The 20502-nt window shown below is 66.9% G+C and carries 14 protein-coding genes; 7 read left to right on the forward strand and 7 right to left on the reverse strand.

Annotated elements, in window-relative coordinates:
• Window positions 1-55: 55 nt before the first annotated feature.
• Entirely contained in the window at window positions 56-2236 is a 2181-nt protein-coding gene (locus RHOOR87_RS0101125; protein ID WP_027483987.1) for a S46 family peptidase, read from the reverse strand.
• A 130-nt stretch (window positions 2237-2366) separates the two neighbouring features.
• Here RHOOR87_RS0101125 and tdh point away from each other — a divergent pair, with 130 nt between their 5' ends.
• The 3 genes from tdh to kbl all read left to right on the forward strand — a co-directional run bounded on the left by tdh (window position 2367) and on the right by kbl (window position 8481).
• Entirely contained in the window at window positions 2367-3401 is a 1035-nt protein-coding gene (gene tdh / locus RHOOR87_RS0101130) for an L-threonine 3-dehydrogenase (protein WP_015447474.1), read from the forward strand.
• Window positions 3402-3537: 136 nt separating this feature from the next.
• Window positions 3538-7194: a DUF748 domain-containing protein gene (locus RHOOR87_RS0101135; RefSeq protein ID WP_027483988.1), complete on the forward strand. Its 3657-nt coding sequence runs from the start codon at window positions 3538-3540 to the stop codon at window positions 7192-7194.
• Window positions 7195-7281: 87 nt separating this feature from the next.
• The gene (gene kbl / locus RHOOR87_RS0101140; protein ID WP_027483989.1) at window positions 7282-8481 is read left to right on the forward strand and encodes a glycine C-acetyltransferase; all 1200 of its coding nucleotides are present in this window, start codon (window positions 7282-7284) and stop codon (window positions 8479-8481) included.
• A 69-nt stretch (window positions 8482-8550) separates the two neighbouring features.
• Here kbl and RHOOR87_RS0101145 read toward each other — a convergent pair whose 3' ends face one another.
• The 3 genes from RHOOR87_RS0101145 to RHOOR87_RS0101155 form a co-directional block, all read right to left on the reverse strand.
• On the reverse strand, window positions 8551-9339 hold the full coding sequence (locus RHOOR87_RS0101145) for a pseudouridine synthase (RefSeq protein WP_027483990.1): 789 nt from the start codon (window positions 9337-9339) through the stop codon (window positions 8551-8553).
• 121 nt (window positions 9340-9460) lie between these two features.
• Window positions 9461-10585, reverse strand: coding sequence for an OmpA family protein (locus RHOOR87_RS0101150; RefSeq protein WP_007509871.1), 1125 nt, complete (start codon window positions 10583-10585; stop codon window positions 9461-9463).
• A 365-nt stretch (window positions 10586-10950) separates the two neighbouring features.
• Entirely contained in the window at window positions 10951-12402 is a 1452-nt protein-coding gene (locus tag RHOOR87_RS0101155; RefSeq protein ID WP_027483991.1) for a bifunctional 2-methylcitrate dehydratase/aconitate hydratase, read from the reverse strand.
• A gap of 283 nt (window positions 12403-12685) precedes the next feature.
• Here RHOOR87_RS0101155 and RHOOR87_RS0101160 point away from each other — a divergent pair, with 283 nt between their 5' ends.
• The gene (locus RHOOR87_RS0101160) at window positions 12686-13378 is read left to right on the forward strand and encodes a TerC family protein (RefSeq protein WP_007509875.1); all 693 of its coding nucleotides are present in this window, start codon (window positions 12686-12688) and stop codon (window positions 13376-13378) included.
• A 56-nt stretch (window positions 13379-13434) separates the two neighbouring features.
• Here RHOOR87_RS0101160 and RHOOR87_RS0101165 read toward each other — a convergent pair whose 3' ends face one another.
• From RHOOR87_RS0101165 to prpB, 3 genes are all read right to left on the reverse strand, one after another.
• Window positions 13435-13920, reverse strand: coding sequence for a hypothetical protein (locus RHOOR87_RS0101165; RefSeq protein WP_231381693.1), 486 nt, complete (start codon window positions 13918-13920; stop codon window positions 13435-13437).
• Window positions 13921-14300: 380 nt separating this feature from the next.
• The gene (gene prpC, locus RHOOR87_RS0101170) at window positions 14301-15446 is read right to left on the reverse strand and encodes a 2-methylcitrate synthase (RefSeq protein ID WP_015447469.1); all 1146 of its coding nucleotides are present in this window, start codon (window positions 15444-15446) and stop codon (window positions 14301-14303) included.
• 128 nt (window positions 15447-15574) lie between these two features.
• Window positions 15575-16459, reverse strand: coding sequence for a methylisocitrate lyase (prpB, locus tag RHOOR87_RS0101175; protein WP_007509881.1), 885 nt, complete (start codon window positions 16457-16459; stop codon window positions 15575-15577).
• 163 nt (window positions 16460-16622) lie between these two features.
• On the opposite strand from prpB, the gene RHOOR87_RS0101180 reads away from it, so the two are divergent.
• From RHOOR87_RS0101180 to ahpF, 3 genes are all read left to right on the forward strand, one after another.
• Entirely contained in the window at window positions 16623-17939 is a 1317-nt protein-coding gene (locus tag RHOOR87_RS0101180) for a dicarboxylate/amino acid:cation symporter (protein ID WP_015447468.1), read from the forward strand.
• A gap of 181 nt (window positions 17940-18120) precedes the next feature.
• Window positions 18121-18684: an alkyl hydroperoxide reductase subunit C gene (ahpC, locus tag RHOOR87_RS0101185; RefSeq protein WP_007509885.1), complete on the forward strand. Its 564-nt coding sequence runs from the start codon at window positions 18121-18123 to the stop codon at window positions 18682-18684.
• A 131-nt stretch (window positions 18685-18815) separates the two neighbouring features.
• A complete protein-coding gene (ahpF, locus tag RHOOR87_RS0101190) occupies window positions 18816-20426 on the forward strand; it encodes an alkyl hydroperoxide reductase subunit F (RefSeq protein WP_027483993.1) in 1611 nt (536 codons plus the stop codon).
• Window positions 20427-20502: the final 76 nt, after the last annotated feature.

Raw genomic sequence — 20502 nt, forward strand, 5'->3', positions numbered from 1 at the left:
ACTTATGCCCGAGCCGGCTGACCGCGGCATATGCCGCAAGTCATGCCTGCGACATTCAGCCGGCCGGCACGCCCAGTTCCTGCAGCAGCCAGTGCGCCGGATAGACCTTGTCCATCAGCCAGCGCATGTAGCGCAGGTCGACGTGGATCGCGCGCTTGTAGCGCGGGTCGAACATCCAGCTGGCGCTGACCGCCTCCCAGTTGCTGTCGAAGTTGAGTCCGACCAGCTCGCCCTTCGCGTTCAGCACCGGCGAGCCGGAGTTGCCGCCGGTGGTGTCGAGGTTGCTGAGGAAGTTCACCGGCATGCTGCCGGACTTCGGGTCCAGATAGCCAGCGTAGTCACCCCTGGTGATCGCGTCCAGCAGCGGCTTCGGTGCATCGAACGGCGCCACGCCGGTGTTCTTCTCGACGATGCCGGCGGTACTGGTCAGCGGCGCGTAGCCCACCGCGTCGCGCGCCTTCAGCGCCGTGACCTTGCCGTAACTCACGCGCAGGGTGGCGTTCGCATCCGGATACACCGCGCGGCCCTGCTGCTCGCGATAGGCGATCAGCGCCTGCATGTAGGCCGGGCGCAGCCGCAGCAAGTCGCCTTCGCGCGCCTTGCGTTCGTCGTCGATGCGCAGCAGCGCGGGCTGCAGTTTCGCCGCCAGTTGCAGCAGGCTGTCGTCGGCCGTGGCCAGCGCCGCGGCGTCGGCGTCCATCCAGCGCAGGCGCTGCGCTTCGTCGCCCAGTGCCGTGGCGGCGTAGACCCGATCCAGCGTGGTCGCCAGCTCGGTCGGGGTGCGGCCGAACGCGGCATCGAATTCCGCCACGTGCTGCGCGGCGGGCAGTTGCTGATAGCGGGTCAGCAGCGCCGTCAGCAGGCGCTTCTCGACCGCCGGATCGTAGCGGCGCTGCACCTGGCGCAGGCCGCTGGCGATCAGCTCCTCGTCGCGCTGCTGGTAGCCGTTCTCGCGTTCGGCGTCGGGCTTGCCGCGCTCATGCGCCAGCCGTTGCAGGCGCAGCGCCGAGCGCAGCAGCTGGGTCTGCGACTGGAGCAGGCCGAGCAACAGATCGCGCTCGCGGCTGGCGTTGCCCGCGGCGATCGCCGCCATCGCCGCGTCGATCTGCGGGCGCAGTGCCTTCGCCGTGCCCTGCTTGTCCAGCCAGGCCAGCATCGCCGCCTCGTCTTGCTGTCGCACCGCCACCGCGTCGCTGCGCTTGAGGCCTTCCAGCTCGCCGCTGAAGCGCTTGATGTTGTTCTTCAGCGACTGCAGCTGCGAGGCGTAGCGGATTTTTGCCTGTGCATCCTTCTCGCCGGCGTCCTCGATCACCTCCTGCAACTGCTTCATCGCCGCCACCGATGCGGGCAGGCGCCACTGCACCTGGTCGGCGAACTCGGCGGCGCTGCGATGGCGGTAGGTGATGCCGGGATAACCGGCCAGCATCACGAAGTCGCCCTCGTTGACGCCTTCGCGGGCGATCTTGAGATGCTCGGGCGGCGTGTACGGCCGATTGTCCTTCGAGTAATCCGCCGGCTTGCCGTCGGGGCCGACGTAGGCGCGCAGCACGGTGAAGTCGCCGCTGTGGCGTGGCCACATGAAGTTGTCCACCTCGTCGCCGTAGTTGCCGATCGCGCGCGGCGGCGCGTAGACCAGCCGCACGTCGCGCAGCTCCAGCTGCTTCACCAGGTAGAAGTCGCGGCCGTAGAACAGGGTGGCGACGCTGCAGCGCATGCCGTCCTCGCGCTCGCAGGCGGCGACCAGCGCCTTGCCCGCCGCGTCCACCGCGTCGTAGTAGGCGCGGCCGGTCTTGCCGCGGGCATCGGTCAGCACCCGGTCGGTGACCTGCTCGAAGCCGACCGTGACGCGCAGGCGGAAGTCGGGATTGGCCGGCAGCTCCTCGCTGCGGTCGGTCGCCACGTAGCCCTGCTCGATCAGGTTGCGCTGCGCGTTGCTGTTGTACTGGATCACCCCGAACGCCACGTGGTGGTTGGTCAGCACCAGGCCCTGCTCGCTGACGAAGGCGCCGGTGGCGCCACCGACCTTGACCACCGCGCTGAGCGGTGGCCGGGTCAGGTCGGCCAGCGCGGAAGGGTCACCTCGATAGCCGGCGGCTTTCAATGGCCGGCCGATCGACGGCAGCTGCGACGGCATCCACATGCCCTCGTCGGCCTGTGCCAGCGGACTGAACGACATCGCCACCGCAGTGGACCACAGCATCCTTTTCCATCGCATCGAACCGACCCTCGGCGCCATCGCATAAACTTGCGACCATAGTTTGCCCAAGTGCCGCCGGCAAGATCCCGGTCCGGCAGCGGTCGCCCACGGCCGCGCTCTATAATTGCTGTTTCCCCGCCCGCATCGCGGGCCCACCGATGGATTCCCCATGCCGCAGACGATGAAAGCCCTGGTCAAGCGCAAGCCCGAGCAGGGCATCTGGATGGAAGAAGTGCCGCTGCCCGAGGTCGGCCCGAACGAGGTGCTGATCAAGATCGAGAAGACCGCGATCTGCGGTACCGACCTGCACATCTACAAGTGGGACGAGTGGAGCCAGCGCACGATCAAGCCGGGCCTGACCATCGGCCACGAGTTCGTCGGCCGCATCGTGGAGGTCGGCCCGGGCGTCACCGGCTACAAGGTCGGCGACCGCGTCTCCGCCGAGGGCCACATCGTCTGCGGCCACTGCCGCAACTGCCGGGCGGGCCGCCAGCACCTGTGCCCGAACACGGTCGGCATCGGCGTGAACCGCAACGGCGCGTTCGCCGAGTACATGACCATGCCCGCCTCCAATCTGTGGCCGATCCCGGACCAGATCCCTTCCGAGCTGGCCGCGTTCTTCGACCCCTACGGCAATGCCGCGCACTGCGCGCTGGAGTTCGACCTGATCGGCGAGGACGTGCTGATCACCGGCGCCGGCCCGATCGGCATCATCGCCGCCGGCATCGCCAAGCACGTGGGTGCGCGCAACGTGGTGGTCACCGACGTCAACGACTACCGCCTGAAGCTGGCCGCCGACATGGGCGCCACCCGCGTGGTCAACGTGGCCAACCAGTCACTCAAGGACGTGATGAAGGACCTGCACATGGAAGGCTTCGACGTGGGCCTGGAAATGAGCGGCAACCCGCGCGCGTTCAACGACATGCTCGACTGCATGTACCACGGCGGCAAGATCGCCCTGCTCGGCATCCAGCCCAAGGGCGCCGGCATCGACTGGGACAAGGTGATCTTCAAGGGCCTCACTTTGCAGGGCATCTACGGCCGCAAGATGTACGAGACCTGGTACAAGATGACCCAGATGGTGCTCACCGGCTTCCCGCTGCAAAAAGTGCTCACCCACCAGATCCACATCGACGACTTCCAGAAGGGCTTCGACCTGATGGACGCGGGCAAGTGCGGCAAGGTGGTCTGCTCCTGGAGCTGAACGAGCGCGGACGATTGCAGCCGCCTGCCGTCGCCAGTTTCACGGCATCTGCGTAAACTTCCTGCGGCCGGTCGCTGCCGGCTGCAGGAAGTGCCCGGCGGGTGCCGCCGGTCCATGACGCCACCGGAAAGTCCGCATGAACGCCCTTCGCTCCATGGCAGGTGCCCGCCTGGCGGCGGCCAGCGACAAGGCCCGGCAGTTGTACCGCTCGCAGCATGCACGCAAGGCCGCGCTGATCGCCGCCATCGTGCTGGTGGTGTTCGGGTTGCTCGGCTTCTTCGCCGCCCCGCCGATCATCCGCGCCCAGATCGAGAAGCGCGCCAGCGCGGCCCTGTCACGGCCGGTGACGCTGGGCGGGGTGCACTTCAACCCCTACACCCTGCGCCTGCAGTTGGACCGCCTGCACATCGCCGACCGCGACGGCCGCTCGCCGTTCATAGACGTCGACCAGGCGGTGATCAACGCCTCGTGGACCTCGCTGCTGCGCCGGGCGCCGGTGCTGGACGAACTGCGCCTGCAGCACCCGCAGATCCGTATCGTGCGCACGGCGGACGGGCGCTTCAACTTCACCGATCTGCTGGAACGCTACGCCTCGAAACCCGCGGACCCGGAGGCGCCGCCGGCGCGCTTCTCGCTGTCCAACATCGCCGTGCACGCGGGCGACCTCCGGTTCGACGACCAGTTGGGCAAGGCCAGCCACCACGTCGAGCAACTGGAACTGGGCATCCCCTTCATCGCCAACCTGCCCAGCGACACCGACGTGTTCGTGCAGCCGCTGCTGGCCATGAAGGTGGACGGCAGCCCGCTGCACATCGACGGCCAGACCAGGCCGTTCGCCGATACCCGCGAAGCGGTCGTGCATTTCCAGTTCGAGCAGCTGGACCTGCCGCGCTACCTGGCCTACGCCCCTGCACCGCTGCCGCTGGCCATCAGCAAGGGGCGGCTCGGCGGCAAGCTGGACCTGCACTTCGTGCAGACCCAACCCACGCCGCAATTGCAGCTGACCGGCCATCTGCAGCTGGATGACTTCGCACTGGCCAGCAACCACGGCGATCCGATTTTCGAACTCGGCAATGGCAGTGCCGAGCTGGCCGACGTGCAACCGCTGCTCTCACGCTACCGGCTGGGCGCGCTGCGGCTGGACCAGGCCCGGCTGCACTACACCCGGGGCGCCGGCGGCCACAGCAACTTCGACAGCCTCGCCGTCGGCCCGGCACCGGCCGCCTCCGCCGCCAAGGCGACGCCGACCGACCTGCGCATCGCCTCGCTGGCGCTGACGAACAGCGCCATCCGCTACACCGACGCCACGCAGCACGAACTGGCCATCGACAATCTGCACGGCAGCCTGCAGGGCCTGAGCCTGCAACCGGCACCGGTCGGCCGGATCGACCTGGCTGCCCGGCTCGGCGGCGGCGTGCTGTCGGCCAAGGGCACACTGGATCTGGCCGCCGGCCGGCTGGCGGCCCATCTCGCCCTCAGCCAAGTGGACGTGGCCCCGCTGCAGGCGGCGGCGGCGCCGATGGCCGCACGAGTGACCCAGGGCAAGCTCGACGCCGATGGCCAGCTGCGGCTCGACTGGGGCAAGGCCGTCAACGTGCAGCTGACCGATGCGCGCACCACGGTGAGCAACTTCGTGCTCGAGGCAGCCTCGAAGGAGTACGGCGTCCCGCTGGCCTGGCACCAGCTGCAGGCGGAGATCCGCCTGGTCGACCTGGCCGACCGCCAGGCGCAGCTGGGCACGGTCACCGCCAGCAAGCTCGACCTGAAGGTACGGCGCCAGCGCAACGGCGCGATCAGCCTGCTGGAACTGCTGGCGGCACCGGGCAACCAGCGCAAGGCCGCAGCGGATCCCGGACCGCCCTGGCACTGGAACATCGCCCACCTCGGCCTGGACGATGCTGCGCTCGACTTCACTGACCTAGCCGCCGGCGCCAAACCCGTCGCCGTGCAGCTGAAATCGCTCAAGGGCGGCATCGACAATCTCGGCGACAAGCTGGGCGAGGCCCGCCCGTTCAAGCTGGAAGGCGCCATCGACCGCGGCACGTTCGCCGCCGCCGGCACGCTGCGCCCCTCGCCATTGGGCGCCGACCTGCAGCTGGACACCCGGCGGCTGGACATCGCCCGCTTCGAGCCGTACATCAGCGTGCCGCTGAATGTCAGCGTGGCCGACGCCAGGCTCACCAGCAACGGCAAGCTGCACTACGACGGCCGTGGCGACACGCCGACGCTGCGCTACCGCGGCAACGCCGCGCTGGAACGCGTGCGCGTGCAGGACAAGCTCAGCGGCGACGACTTCCTGCGCTGGCGCACGCTCAGCGCCTCCAGCCTCGACGCCGAGATCGGCCATGGCCCGCCGCGCGTGCACGTCGGCACGCTGACGCTCACCTCGTTCTACGCGCGCATGATCATCAACGCGGACGGCAAGCTGAACCTGTCCGACGTGGTCGCCTCGCCCGAGGCCGCGCCGGTGTCGGTGACCCGCGCCGCCGCCACGCCGACCGCGCCACCGCCGAAGCCCGCGACGCCTGCACCGGCGGCGGCCACCGGCACGTCGCTCACGGCAGCCGCGGCACCGGCGGCGTCCCCGGCCGACATCCATATCGGCGGCATCACCCTGGTCAACGGCCAGCTCAACTACACCGACAACTTCATCAAGCCCAACTACTCCGCCAACCTCACCAAGCTCACCGGCCGGATCGGCGCGTTCGGCACCACCCCGGGCGATCCGCCGGCCGAGCTGTCGGTGCAGGCGGCGCTGGACGATGACTCGCCGGTGGACATCGACGGCAGCATCAACCCGCTGCAGCCGGTGGCGTTCCTGGACATCAAGGGCAAGGCCAACGAGGTGGAGCTCACCCACCTTGCCGCCTACTCCACCAAGTACACCGGCTACCCGATCACCGCCGGCAAGCTCAACATGGACGTCCACTACGTGCTGGATCAGCGCAAGCTCGATGCGGACAACCACATCTTCATCACCCAGCTCACCTTCGGTGCGCGCAACGAGAGCCCGGGCATCAAGCACCTGCCGGTGAAGCTGGCGGTGGCGCTGCTCAAGGACACCCAGGGCAACATCGACGTGAACCTGCCGGTGTCCGGCTCGCTGGACGACCCGCAGTTCAGCCTGGGCGGGCTGATCTGGCGCGCCATCGGCAACCTGATCGCCAAGGCCGCCACCGCGCCGTTCCGCCTGCTGGCCGGCGCCTTCGGCGGCAGCCATGAAGACCTCGGCTACGTCGAGTTCGCGCCGGGCTCGGCGGTGCTCGACGCGAAGGCGCAGGAGCGCCTGGGCAAGGTCGTGGCGCTGCTGCAGCAAAAGCCCTCGCTGAAGCTCGGCATCATCGGCCGGGTCGACCCGGGCAAGGATCAGGACGGCCTGCGCAAGGTCACGGTGGACAACCTGGTGCGCCGCGAGAAGGCGCTGGACACTGCGGGCAAGAACGCCGACACCTCGGATGCGGCGCTGGCCGCGGTCAACGTCACCCCGGACGAATACGAGAAGTACCTCCGGCGCGCCTATCGCCACGACGACATCCAGGACAAGCCGCGCAACTTCCTCGGCCTGAAGAAGTCGCTCGAACCGGACGAGATGCGCAGCCTGATGGAAACCAACGTGCCGGTGGATGCCAAGGCCATGCGCACGCTGGCCGAGCGCCGCGCCGCCGCGGTGCAGGCCTGGTTGGCGGGCAAGCTGGACGACACGCGCGTGTCGCTGCAGGAACCGAAGCTCGACGCCCAGGGCATCGACGACAAGGGCAAGACCACGCGCGTGGATTTCAGCCTGAAGCAGTAGCGCGCGCAGGCGCCGGCGCCGTGGCTTCCTTCCCAGCACGGCGCCAAACGGTCAAAATAGCGCTTTGCCCACCGGCCGGAATCCCCCATGAGCTACTCAGCCAAGGCGCGCTACGCCAGCGAACTCGACGCCATCCGCGACCAGGGCCTGTTCAAGGCCGAGCGCATCATCGTCTCGCCGCAATCCGCCGAGATCGAGCTGGAAGGCGGCCGCAAGGTGTTGAACTTCTGCGCCAACAACTACCTCGGCGTGGCCGACCATCCTGCGGTAATCCAGGCCGCCAAGGATGCGCTGGACAGCCACGGTTTCGGCATGGCCAGCGTGCGCTTCATCTGCGGCACGCAGGACCTGCACAAGCAGTTGGAAGCGAAGATTGCCGCGTTCTTCGGTACCGAGGACACCATCCTCTACGCCGCCTGCTTCGACGCCAACGGCGGCCTGTTCGAGCCGCTGCTCGGCGAGCAGGACGCGGTGATCTCCGACGCGTTGAATCATGCCTCGATCATCGACGGCATCCGTCTGTGCAAAGCCAAACGCTACCGCTACGCCAACAGCGACATGGCCGACCTGGAGCAACAGCTGCAGGCGGCCGACGCGGCCGGCGCGCGCACCAAGCTGATCTCGACCGACGGCGCGTTCTCGATGGACGGCTTCATCGCCAAGCTCGACCAGATCACCGCGCTGGCGGCGAAATACGACGCCATGGTGCACATCGACGAATGCCATTGCACCGGCTTCCTCGGCGACAGCGGCCGCGGCTCGGCCGAGGTCAACGGCGTGATGGACAAGATCGACATCTTCACCGGCACGCTGGGCAAGGCGCTCGGCGGTGCGCTGGGCGGCTTCACCACCGGCCGCAAGGAAGTGATCGAGCTGCTGCGCCAGCGCTCGCGCCCCTACCTGTTCTCCAACTCGCTGCCGCCGCACGTGGTGGCTGCCGCGATCAAGGTGTTCGACATGCTTTCCAGCGCCGGCGAGTTGCGCGAGAAGCTCAAGGAAAACACGCGCTACTTCCGCGAACGGATGACTGCCGCCGGATTCGACATCAAGCCGGGCGTGCATCCGATCGTGCCGGTGATGATCTACGACGCGCCGAAGGCGCAGGCGATGGCCACTGCGCTGCTGGAGGAAGGCATCTACGTCACCGGCTTCTTCTACCCGGTAGTGCCGCAGGGTCAGGCGCGCATCCGCACGCAGATGAGCGCGGCGCATACCCGCGAGCATCTCGACCGCGCGATCGCCGCCTTCACCACGGTGGCCCGGAAGCTGGGCGTGATCGGCGGCTGACGATTGCATCATTTCGCAACGGCACGGCCCGCCGGCTTTTGACAGCAAGAGCGACGGGCGATGCCTGCGCTACAGGGACGGCACTCGGCCTTTGCGGGCGTCGAGTGCGCCCACTTCGTCGGCACCCAGCCGGCGCCACTGGCCCTTCACCAGTTCGCCCAGGACCAGCGGCCCGATCGCCACCCGGATCAGCCGCAGCACATCGAAGCCCAGCGCCGCCAGCAACCGGCGGATATGCCGGTTGCGACCTTCGTCGAGTACCACCTCCAGCCAGGCATTCTTCTCGCCCGCACGCAGCAAGGTGACCCGGCGCGCCCTCAGCAGGTCGCCACCCTCGTGGATACCCGTCAGCATCGCCGCCAGCACCGCGGCATCCGGCTGGCCGGCCACCTGCACGTGGTAGGTCTTGTCCAGGTGCGTGGCCGGATCGGTGATGCCGGCCGCCCAAGTGGTGTCATTGCTCAGCAGCAGCAGGCCTTCGCTGGCCTTGTCCAACCGCCCCACCGGCCCCAGCCACGGCAGGCCGGCGGCCGCCAGCGCGGTGTACACGGTGGCGCGGCCATGCTCGTCGGCCGCACTGACCACGAGTCCGCGCGGCTTGTTGAAGGCGACATAGACGTATTCGGCCGACTTCACCGGCTGGCCATCGACGGCAACCTGCTGCCGATCGATCAAGGTCGGCTGGTACGGATCGCGCACCACCCGCCCGTCCACGCTGACGCGACCGGCACGGATCCACTGTTCGGCTTGGCTGCGCGAGCAGGCACCCAGCTTGGACAGCACGCGGGCCAACCCATGCCGTGGTGGCTGCACGGACGCAGCAGAAGGCACAGCGCGAGAAGGAGGCGGACGGGGCATCGCGCTAGCGTATCGGTCACGACCACGGCACGACAAGGATGCGCACCATGCATCGATGGCTGACGAGTAAAAAAAACCCGGCCGAAGCCGGGTTTTTTCATTGCGTGTTGCCGCGATCCGATTACTGCTGAACCTGCAGCTCCGTGCGACGATTCTGCGCACGACCGGCATCGGTGGCGTTGTCACCGATCGGGTTGCTCTCGCCATGGCCGATCGGGCCTTCCAGACGGCTGGCAGCGATGCCGTGGCTGGTCAGGTAGTTGTAGACGATCGAGGCGCGACGCTCGGACAGGGCCTGGTTGTACTCGTCGGTGCCCTTCGAGTCGGTGTAGCCGGCAACCGTCACCTTCACCTGCGGGTAGCGCTGCAAGGTGTCGATGGCCTGGTTCAGCACGGCGATCGAATCGGCGCTCGGCTCGGCCAGCGACTTCGAGATGTCGGTCTCGCCCTTCTTCGGGCGGTCGTACTTGAAGTTCACGCCACGCAGGTCGATCACGACCTTCTGCGGGCAGCCATCCGGACCGACGATCGTGCCGGCAGCCGTGCCCGGGCACTTGTCTTCGCAATCATTGACGCCGTCGCCGTCGCTGTCCTTCGTGGAGCAGTCGGCCGGCGGCGGGGTTGCCGCAACCGGAGCCGGGGCGGCGGCAGCCGGAGCGCCGAAGCGCGACACGATGCTGAAGCCGAGGAACCAGTCGCCATAGCCGTCCTGCGCCGGCTGGGTCTTGTTGTCCCAGTCGTAGCGGTAGCCGGCTTCGATGCGCACGTCGGAGCTGTCGGTGATCGTCTTGGACACACCGCCGCCCAGTTCGGCCGCCGGGGACCAGCCGCTGTCACCGCGCGAATGATGGTTGCTGCCCATCACGCCGGCCAGCAGGTACGGACGCCAGGCGTTCCAGTCGCCCGCATAGAAACGCACGGCGGCGCCAACGGCATTATTGGACCAATTGCCGCCGCCGACCTGGGAATCGCGATCGCGCTTGGTGCGGTCCGCGAAAAGATCAATCGACGCATTCGGCGAAATGAACCGACCCACGCCCAGGCCATAATAGAACTGGCGGCTATTGGTATTGCGGTCGGTATCGTTGTAATAACCGCCCACGGTCGGTGCGATATACCAGCGCCCGTCATAGGAGGACGAGGTAGCCGATTCGGTAGCGGCGGGAGCAGCCGTGTCCTGCGCATGAACGGCACCTACGCCGCCCAGGGCCAGCGCAATCAGAAAATACAAGCCCTTACGTTTCATCAGGTGTCTCCTCATTTATTAGGTTTCGCGTCCGTTCAACCCTAACCGGAAGTCGCGCGTCAGAACTGAACTACGTCACTCAGAGCTTTCGATAGCCCCTGCTTGGCGTTTATGCGGCAAGCGGCGGGGATTGTAGCAAAATCGTTAAGCAGGAAATGCTTCAACCGCTAATGAACCCTTTGCCGGTGAAGCTCCGTTCAGGAAAGCTCATTGGCTTGCGCACGCCCGAATCCTTCGGAAAAACCCGTGCCGGCCGGGTGTATGCAGTCGTCGCGTTCGTACATCGCCGGAATGGCAGACGGGTGGCAGGGACACAGCCTCCAAATCGACTCCGTCCCCGCCTTAATCTTCCACTCACGTCGTCTTTACAATGTGAAGAGTCCCAGGAAATGATGCAGCGGCATTGCATCCAGTCGTGCCGGATTCTCCGCGGCCGCCATGATTGCCTGGACCTGATGCGCCGGCAAATGGCCACGCATGGCCGCCTCGAACTTGCGCAGCAATACCGGAATGCCCTCGGCGCGGCGCGTGCGATGGCCGATCGGATAATCGATCGAGACCTTTTCCGTGCTGCTGCCATCCTTGAAGAACACCTGCACCGAATTGCCGATATAGCGCCTGGCGGGATCGAAGTAATCGCGCGTGAACTGCGGGTTCTCGACCACCGTCATCCTGTCGCGCAGCGCGTCGATGCGGGGATCGGCAGCTACCTCGTCGTTGTAGTCGCTGGCCACCAGCCGACCGAAGATCAGCGGCACCGCCACCATGTACTGGATGCAGTGGTCGCGGTCGGCGTAGTTCGCCAGCGGTCCGGTCTTGTCGATGATCCGGCAACCGGCTTCCTGCGTCTCGATGACGATCTTCGCGACCTGGTCGAGTCGGCCGGCGACTTCGTCGTGCAGCTTCATCGCGCATTCCACCGCAGTCTGCGCGTGGAATTCGGCCGGGTAGCTGATCTTGAACAGCACGTTCTCCATCACGTAGCTGCCGAACGGGCGCTCGAATTCGAACGGCTTGCCCTTGAACGCCACGTCGTAGAAGCCCCAGGTCTTCGCCGACAGCGCCGACGGATAGCCGACCACGCCGCGATACACCGCGTTGATCGCATGGGTCACCGCGCGGCGGCAGGCGTCGCCGGCGGCCCAGCTCTTGCGCGGGCCGGTGTTCGGTGCATGGCGATAGGTGCGCAACGCACCGTTGTCGATCCAGCTGTGCGACACCGCGGTGGTGATCTGCTCCTTGTCGCCGCCGAGCATGGCGGTGGCCACCGCAGTGGAGGCCAGCCGCACCAGGATCACGTGGTCCTGGCCGACCCGGTTGAAGCTGTTCAGCAGCGCGTAGCAGCCCTGGATCTCGTGCGCCTTGATGGCGTAACCCAGTACGTCGCGTACGGTCAGCGGCCGGCTGCCTTCGCGCTCCGCCTTGCGGCTGAGGTAGTCGCCCACCGCCAGGATGCTGCCGAGGTTGTCAGACGGATGGCCCCACTCGGCCGCCAGCCAGGTGTCGTTGAAATCGAGCCAGCGGATCTGCGTGCCGATCGCGAACGCGGCCTGCACCGGATCCAGCTCGTGGCTGGTGCCCGGCACGCGTGCACCGCCCGGCAGCGTGGCGCCCGGCACCAGCGGGCCGAGGTGCTTCACGCATTCGGGAAACTTCATCGCCAGCATCGCGGTGCCCAGCGAGTCCAGCAGCATGTAGCGCGCGGTGTCGTAGGCCTCCTTGGAGTCGATCTGGTAGTCGACCACGTAATCGGCGATGTCGACCAGCGGCTGGTCGGGATCGGGACGGACGGCGGAACGGATGTCGTGCGCACTCATGATGAAATCTCGCGGCGGGAAAACCGCCATTTTAGCCGACTACGGGAGCGAGGATCTCCCGTGCGTCGCTTGACCGCGACCATGCCGCGCCCCGACAATTCCCGCTCGCCCAAAAGGGAGTAGTTCCCGCGGCAGGCTTGTCCGCCGCGGTGCAGTGATCGTCAACACGAGCGAAGCATCGCTCCGGTCACCCGGCAGTTGTCCTGCGAACGAGACTTTTGCGGTGGCCACGGGCCGCGCGCGCCCGTGGCCACTGCATCGTCCGACGCGCACGGAAACATCCATGAACTTCACTGCTCCCGACTTCTTCTCCGGCCTGCTGGCCATCGTCCTGCTCGACCTCGTGCTGGCCGGCGACAACGCCATCGTCATCGCCATGGCCGCCAGTCGCCTGCCCCGGGAACTGCAGAAGAAGGCAGTGTTCTGGGGCACGTTCGGTGCCGTCGCAGTCCGTTTCGCGCTGACCGCCGTGGTGGTCTACCTGCTGAAGCTGCCGGGACTGATGCTGGCCGGCGGCGTGCTGCTGCTGCCGATCGCCTGGAAGCTGCTGAACCACGGCGACGAGCACGGCCCGGACATCAAGGCCGGCAACACGTTCTGGAGTGCGTTGCGCACGATCATCGCCGCCGACGCGCTGATGGGCCTGGACAATGTGCTGGCGATCGCCGGCGCCTCGAAGGGGCACCTGCTGCTGGTCATCCTCGGCTTGCTGATCAGCGTGCCGCTGGTGGTCTGGGGCTCGACCCTGATCCTGAAGCTGATCGACCGCTTCCCCATCATCATGTACATCGGCGCCGCGGCGATCGCGATCACGGCCGGGCGCATGATCGCCCACGACCATCTGCTCAGCGGCTGGTTCGATGCGCACGCCTGGGCGAAGTACGCGCTGGACGCGCTGGCGGTGATCGGCATCTGCGGCGGCGGCTGGCTGGTGCAACGCCGCCGCCGACGCCTGCTGAAGCTGTCCGCCGGCTGAGGCGCGCCGGATGCCTCGACACCGGGCCGCGCCCGACGGACATCACGCAGCCGATCTCAATACATCATCGGCACCCTGACCGTCACGGTGGCGTCGGGCGTATCGCGGGTCACGCCGACACCGAGCGTGAAGTTCATGCTGCGCCTGTCGCTGAAGCGATAGGAGCCGCCGATCAGCAAGGTGCCCAGCACGCTCCTGGCCGAACCGGGCACGGTCTTGCCGTTCTGCTTGGTGATGCCGAGGAAGCTCTGGTTGTAGCCGATGCTGATCGACGCCTTGTCGTTCAGGGCCAGCCCCATGCCAACGCTGACGTCGGCAATATCGCCCACCTGCACCGTGCCCAGCGGCTCCTTGCCGCCGAGCAGCACGGTGCGGCTGACATGGTGGCGCGGGAAGTCGTGCAGGTAACTGAGGTTGCCGAAGAACACCACCGGGTCGGACGGGAACAGCCAGGTCACTCCCGGCTGCAGCGCGTAGAAGCCAGAGCCGGTCGGCAACTGCAGCGGCAGCCCCCTGTTTCTTGCCTGCTTTGCAGCAAACACCTCGACGCAAATCCCGGGCCACTCGGAAAGCCCCGTCTGCGTCGGCGCGAACCGTAGAAAAATCAGCCCACTGGGCGACAAGTCGACCAACGGACGATAGTCCGGTTCATTCTCATGAACCCGGGAGCTGACTCACCGCTGCAACATGGTTCCCTGTCGCCATGCCGGCCAACCGCGCGGCGGCTTCGCCCGGCGACATCGGACGACCCGGCAACACGATGCTTACACCCTGTAACCGGAGTGATACGGCACGAGAACCCTGCGCTCCGCGTGGCCGAAAGTGGCCATGCGCCGAGTCAGTTTCGGTTCAAGAATTTTTTCGTCCCCGATACGGAAAGGGAGCCTTGCGGCTCCCGTTCGCGTATCAGGAAAGTCCCTGCTCAGCGCTTGTCGATCGGCACGTAGGCCTGGTCTTCCGGGCCGGTGTAGTTCGCGCTGGGGCGGATGATCTTGCCGTCCTGGCGCTGCTCGATCACGTGCGCGCTCCAGCCGGAGGTGCGCGCGATCACGAACAGCGGCGTGAACATCGCGGTGGGCACGCCCATCATGTGGTACGCGCTGGCCGAGAACCAGTCGAGGTTCGGGAACATCTTCTTGAGCTCGCCCATCACCTTCTCGATCCGCTCGGAAACGTCGAACAGGGTCGGGTTGCCGCCGTCGGTGCACAGCTTGCGCGAGACTTCCTTGATGATCTCGTTGCGCGGGTCGGACACGGTGTATACCGGGTGGCCGAAGCCGATGATGATTTCCTTCTTCTCGACACGGGCGCGGATGTCGGCTTCGGCATCGTTCGCGTTGCGGTAGCGCGCGATGATCTCCATCGCCACCTCGTTCGCGCCGCCGTGCTTCGGCCCGCGCAGCGCGCCGATCGCGCCGGTGATCGCCGAGTAGATGTCCGAACCGGTGCCGGCGATGACGCGGGCGGCGAAGGTCGAGGCGTTGAACTCGTGCTCGGCGTACAGCACCAGCGACTTGTCCAGCGACTGCGCGTGCAGGTCGCTCGGCTTGCGCCCATGCAGCAGGTGCAGGAAGTGCGCCGCGATCGAGTCGTCGTCGGTCTCGGTCTCGATGCGCTTGCCGTTGTGGCTGAAGTGGTACCAGTACAGCAGCATCGAGCCGAAGCTGGCCATCAGGCGGTCGGCGATGTCGCGTGCGCCGGTGACGTTGTGGTCGTCCTTCTCCGGCAGCACGGTGCCGAGCACCGAGCAGCCGGTGCGCAGCACGTCCATCGGATGGGTCGCCGCCGGCAGCAGCTCCATCGCCGCCTTCACCGGTGCCGGCAGGCCGCGCAGACGCTTCAGCTTGGCCTTGTAGTTCTGCAGCTCGGTCCAGTTCGGCAGCACGCCGTGCACCAGCAGGTAGGCCACTTCCTCGAAGCAGCCCCTGGCCGCGAGGTCGTGGATGTCGTAGCCGCGGTAATGCAGGTCGTTGCCGCTGCGGCCGACCGTACACAGCGCGGTGTTGCCCGCGGCCACGCCGGACAGGGCGACGGATTTCTTGGCCTTGGGCAGGACTTGTTCGCTCATCGGAAATCTCCAGGGTGCAGGTTTGTTCTTTCGATTTCGGTAGGAGCCCGCTTGCGGGCGATGCTCCTGCTCTGGTGCACCCCGAAGGCAGAGCATCGCCCGCAAGCGGGCTCCTACCGCAATGGTGGTCAGCCCTTCTGCGAGAACAGCGAGTCGAGCTTGTCCTCGTAGGCGTGGTAGCCGAGGAAGTCGTACAGCTGCTCGCGCGTCTGCAGGGTGTCGATGATGTTCTTCTGGGTGCCTTCGCGGCGCACGGTCTCGTAGAAGTTCAGCGCGGCCTTGTTCATCGCGCGGTAGGCGCCGCAGCAGTACAGCGCGATGTCCACGCCGGCTTCGCGCAATTCGTCGGTGGTGAAGAACGGGGTGGAGCCGAACTCGGTGAGGTTGGCCAGGATCGGCACCTTCACCGCGGCCTTGAACTTGCGGTAGTCGTCCAGCGTCCTCATCGCCTCGGGGAAGATCATGTCGGCGCCGGCCTCGACGTAGGCCACCGCGCGCTCGATCGCCGCGTCGATGCCCTCCTTTGCCGCCGCGTCGGTGCGCGCCATGATCACGAAGCCCGGCTCGGTGCGCGCATCCACCGCCGCCTTCACGCGATCGACCATCTCCTCCTTCGGCACCACTTCCTTGCCCGGACGATGGCCGCAACGCTTCTGGCCGACCTGGTCCTCGATGTGCACCGCGGCCACGCCGACGTTGATGAAGGAACGGATCGCGCGCGCGATGTTGAAGGCGCCGCCCCAGCCGGTGTCGATGTCGACCAGCAGCGGCAGCTGCGTGGCATCGACGATGCGCCGCGCGTCGGTGAGCACGTCTTCCATCGTGCTGATGCCCAGGTCCGGCATGCCCAGCGAATTGGCGGCCACGCCGCCGCCGGACAGGTACAACGCCTTGTAGCCGACCCGCTTGGCCATCAGGCCGGCGTAGGCGGTGATCGCGCCCATCACCTGCAGGGGCTGTTCGGCGGCGACGGCGGCGCGAAAACGTGCGCCGGGAGATGCTGGCTGTGTCATGTGGCCTCCATCAAAGCGGTCATTTTAGCCCATGCCAGTCCGTGGCCGGGATTGGACCTTCCGCCATGCGCGACGAGCCGCCACGGCACCGGCCCGGCTGAGCCCATGCCGCGACGCAAGTTCCTGCGTGACGAATCCGCCGCCACCCCGTACATTCAGCCGGATGAGCACATCGACTCCTCTCGCAAAACGCATCCTTTGGGGCCTGGTGATCGGCGTGCTGGCCGCCGTGGTCACGCTGGGCATCGGCCAACTGCACCCGCCCACGCTGGCACTGATGCAAAAAGTATCCGGCGCGGTGTTCGACCCGTTCGGGCAGATCTTCCTGCGCATGCTGTTCTTCGTGGTGATCCCGCTGGTGTTCACCTCGCTGGCCTCCGGCGTGGCCCAGCTCGGCCGGCTGGACCGGCTCGGCCCGCTGGCTGGCCGGACCTTCCTGCTGTTCTTCCTCAATATGGGCATCGCCGTGGCGATCGGCTTGGCGATGATGAACACGGTGCAGCCGGGCCACCACCTGGACGAGCAGGCGCGCATCCAGCTGATGCAGGAATATGGCGGCAGCGCGCAGCAGTCGATCGACAGGAAGGCGGCCCAGCCCGGCATGAGTTTCGGCACGCTGGTGGAGATGTTCATGCCGCGCAACCTGCTCGGCGCGGTGGCCGGCCCCAGCCGCGACGCGCTGGGCGACGTGCTGCCGCTGATCGTGTTCGCGATCTTGGTCGGCGCGGCCGCCACCCAGTTGCGCGAGAAGGAGCGCAAGCGCGTGCAGGTCGCGCTGGATACCATCACCGACCTGATGACGAAGATCGTCGGCTTCGCGCTGGAACTGGCGCCGTACGCGGTGCCGGCGATGATCTACAGCGTGATCGTCAAGGTTGGCGTGGACGTGCTGCTGGCGCTTTCGGTGTTCGTGGTCGGTTGCGCCGTGGCGCTGGCGCTGCACCTGTTCGGCACCATGTCGCTGTGGCTGCGCTTCCTGGCCGGGCGCTCGCCACCGGAGTATTTCCGGCAGATCCGGCCGCTGCTGATCACCGCGTTCTCGACCAGCTCCAGCAACGCCTGCCTGCCCGCCTCGCTGGCGGTGGCGCACGACGAGCTGAAGCTGGCGCCTAGCACGGCCGGCTTCGTGCTGCCACTGGGCGCCACCATGAACATGAGCGGCACCGCGTTGTTCGAGGGCTGCGTGGTGCTGTTCGTGGCCCAGGCGTTCGGCGTGGAACTCACCCTGAGCCACCAGGCCATCCTGATGCTGCTGTCGGTGCTCAGCGCGGTGGCCGTGGCCGGCATCCCGGGCGGTTCGCTGCCGATGATCGCCGGCCTGCTGGCCACCTTCGGCATTCCGCCGGAGGGCATCGGCATCATCATCGGCGTCGATCGCATCCTCGACATGATGCGCACCACGGTGAACGTGGGCAGCGACATCGTCACCGCCACGGTGGTCGACCACCAACTGCGCGAGCGGCTCGCGGCCGCGCCGTAACTCCTCGCACGTGGCGCGGCCGGGCGGCGGGGCCTTGAAGCTGCCCCGCCCGGCCTCACCATCATGGATGGCCGAACGATAGCCACGGCCAATCGCAACCATGTCGACAATCAATTAGATTTATGAAATCGCAGGCCGTAGCATTCTTCCATCCTCCAACCACCACGGGAAGCAAGCAACGATGTCCCTGATCAACACCGAAGTGAAACCGTTCAAGGCCCAGGCCCTCAAGGCCGGCCAGTTCATTGAAGTCACCGACGCCAACCTGAAGGGCAAGTGGTCGGTCGTGTTCTTCTACCCAGCCGACTTCACCTTCGTCTGCCCGACCGAACTGGAAGACCTGGCCGACAACTACGCCGAGTTCCAGCAGTTGGGCGTGGAGATCTACTCGGTGTCCACCGACACCCACTTCGCGCACAAGGCCTGGCACGACACCTCCGACGCGGTGAAGAAGATCCAGTACACCATGGTCGGCGACCCCACCGGCACGATCAGCCGCAACTTCGAAGTGATGATCGAGGAAGCGGGCCTGGCCGACCGCGGCACTTTCGTGATCGACCCGTCGGGCAAGATCCAGATCGTCGAGATCACCGCCGGCGGCATCGGCCGCGACGCCAAGGAGCTGCTGCGCAAGGTCAAGGCCGCGCAGTACGTCGCCAGCCACCCGGGCGAAGTGTGCCCGGCCAAGTGGAAGGAAGGCGAGAAGACCCTGGCGCCGTCGCTGGACCTGGTCGGCAAGATCTAAGCATCACCGCGCCATGCGCCGCGGGCCCGGAGTTCTTCCGGGCCCGCTCCACCAAAAACACGATGTAAAGCGACGCCCGGGTCCGCCCGGGTGCTGGCCGCACTCACCCCGAAGAAACTCACGGAGCCGCCATGCTGGATGCCAATCTCTCTGCCCAGTTGAAGGCCTATCTGGAAAAGGTCACGCAGCCGATCGAGATCGTTGCGTCCCTGGACGACAGCGCCAAGTCCGCCGAACTGAACGAGCTGCTCGAGCAGATCGCCTCGCTGTCCGACCGGATCAGCCTGGTGCGCCGCGACGACGACGCACGCAAGCCCTCGTTCGCGATCAACCGCGTCGGCACCGACATCGGCGTGCGCTTCGCCGGCATTCCACTGGGCCATGAATTCACCTCGCTGGTGCTCGCCCTGCTGCAGGTCGGCGGCCATCCGTCCAAGACCGCGGCCGACGTGATCGAGCAGGTGAAGAATCTCGACGGCCCGGCCCCTGATGGCGTATTCCGCTTCGAGACCTATTTCTCGCTGTCCTGCCAGAACTGCCCGGACGTGGTGCAGGCGCTGAACCTGATGAGCGTGCTGAACCCGAAGATCCGGCACGTCGCCATCGACGGCGCGCTGTACCAGGACGAGGTCGAAGCGCGCCAGATCATGTCGGTGCCAACCGTCTATCTCAACGGCGAGCTGTTCGACCAGGGCCGCATGAGCGTGGAACAGATCCTGGCGAAGCTCGACACCGGCGCCAGTGCCCGCGAGGCCGGGAAGATCGAGGCCAAGGACGCGTTCGACGTGCTCGTCGTCGGCGGCGGCCCGGCCGGCGCCGCGGCGGCGATCTACGCCGCACGCAAGGGCATCCGCACCGGCGTGGCGGCCGAGCGCTTCGGTGGCCAGGTGCTGGACACCATGGCGATCGAGAACTTCGTCTCGGTCGACTACACCGAAGGCCCGAAGCTGGGCACAGCGCTGGAGCAGCACGTCAAGAACTACGACGTGGACATCATGAACCTGCAGCGCGCCGAGAAGCTGGTGCCCCCGGGCGAACCCGGCGGCCTGATCGAGGTGCAACTGGCCAACGGCGCCGCGCTGAAGTCGAAGACGGTGATCCTCTCCACCGGCGCGCGCTGGCGGCAGATGGACGTACCCGGCGAAGAGGAATACCGCAACAAGGGCGTGGCCTACTGCCCGCACTGCGACGGCCCGCTGTTCAAGGGCAAGCGCGTGGCGGTGATCGGCGGCGGCAACTCCGGCGTCGAAGCGGCGATCGACCTGGCCGGCATCGTGGCCCACGTCACCCTGCTCGAATTCGACGGCAAGCTGCGCGCGGACGAGGTGCTGCAGCGCAAGCTGCGCAGCCTGCCCAACGTCGACGTGGTCGTCAGCGCGCAAAGCACCGAGGTGCTGGGCGACGGGCAGAAGGTCACCGGCCTGGTCTACAAGGACCGCACCGACGGCGTGATGCACAGCCTCGCGCTGGAAGGCATCTTCGTGCAGATCGGCCTGCTGCCGAACACCGAGTGGCTGAAAGGCACGCTGGAACTCAGCCCGCGCGGCGAGATCGTGATCGACGCGCGCGGCCAGACCTCGCTGCCCGGCGTGTTCGCCGCCGGCGACGCCACCACGGTGCCGTACAAGCAGATCGTGATCGCGATGGGTGCCGGTTCCACCGCTGCGCTGAGTGCGTTCGACCACCTGATCCGCAGCCCGCTGGCCACCACGGAAAACAGGAAGGAAGCGGTCGCCGCCTGATCAGGCAATACCCGCAGGAGGACACCCCGTGCGCGATCGCCCTTTGTCACGTGACGAAAAGCATCGCGCACGGGGT

Source organism: Rhodanobacter sp. OR87, assembly GCF_000473345.1.
Classification (GTDB): Bacteria; Pseudomonadota; Gammaproteobacteria; order Xanthomonadales; family Rhodanobacteraceae; genus Rhodanobacter; species Rhodanobacter denitrificans.

Excerpts from the sequence above, each read along its gene's own strand:
- RHOOR87_RS0101125 (WP_027483987.1), bottom strand. The coding sequence starts at position 2,236 with ATGGCGCCGAGGGTCGGTTCGATGCGATGGAAAAGGATGCTGTGGTCC.
- tdh (WP_015447474.1), top strand. The coding sequence starts at position 2,367 with ATGCCGCAGACGATGAAAGCCCTGGTCAAGCGCAAGCCCGAGCAGGGC.
- RHOOR87_RS0101135 (WP_027483988.1), top strand. The coding sequence starts at position 3,538 with ATGAACGCCCTTCGCTCCATGGCAGGTGCCCGCCTGGCGGCGGCCAGC.
- kbl (WP_027483989.1), top strand. The coding sequence starts at position 7,282 with ATGAGCTACTCAGCCAAGGCGCGCTACGCCAGCGAACTCGACGCCATC.
- RHOOR87_RS0101145 (WP_027483990.1), bottom strand. The coding sequence starts at position 9,339 with ATGCCCCGTCCGCCTCCTTCTCGCGCTGTGCCTTCTGCTGCGTCCGTG.
- RHOOR87_RS0101150 (WP_007509871.1), bottom strand. The coding sequence starts at position 10,585 with ATGAAACGTAAGGGCTTGTATTTTCTGATTGCGCTGGCCCTGGGCGGC.
- RHOOR87_RS0101155 (WP_027483991.1), bottom strand. The coding sequence starts at position 12,402 with ATGAGTGCGCACGACATCCGTTCCGCCGTCCGTCCCGATCCCGACCAG.
- RHOOR87_RS0101160 (WP_007509875.1), top strand. The coding sequence starts at position 12,686 with ATGAACTTCACTGCTCCCGACTTCTTCTCCGGCCTGCTGGCCATCGTC.
- prpC (WP_015447469.1), bottom strand. The coding sequence starts at position 15,446 with ATGAGCGAACAAGTCCTGCCCAAGGCCAAGAAATCCGTCGCCCTGTCC.
- prpB (WP_007509881.1), bottom strand. The coding sequence starts at position 16,459 with ATGACACAGCCAGCATCTCCCGGCGCACGTTTTCGCGCCGCCGTCGCC.
- RHOOR87_RS0101180 (WP_015447468.1), top strand. The coding sequence starts at position 16,623 with ATGAGCACATCGACTCCTCTCGCAAAACGCATCCTTTGGGGCCTGGTG.
- ahpC (WP_007509885.1), top strand. The coding sequence starts at position 18,121 with ATGTCCCTGATCAACACCGAAGTGAAACCGTTCAAGGCCCAGGCCCTC.
- ahpF (WP_027483993.1), top strand. The coding sequence starts at position 18,816 with ATGCTGGATGCCAATCTCTCTGCCCAGTTGAAGGCCTATCTGGAAAAG.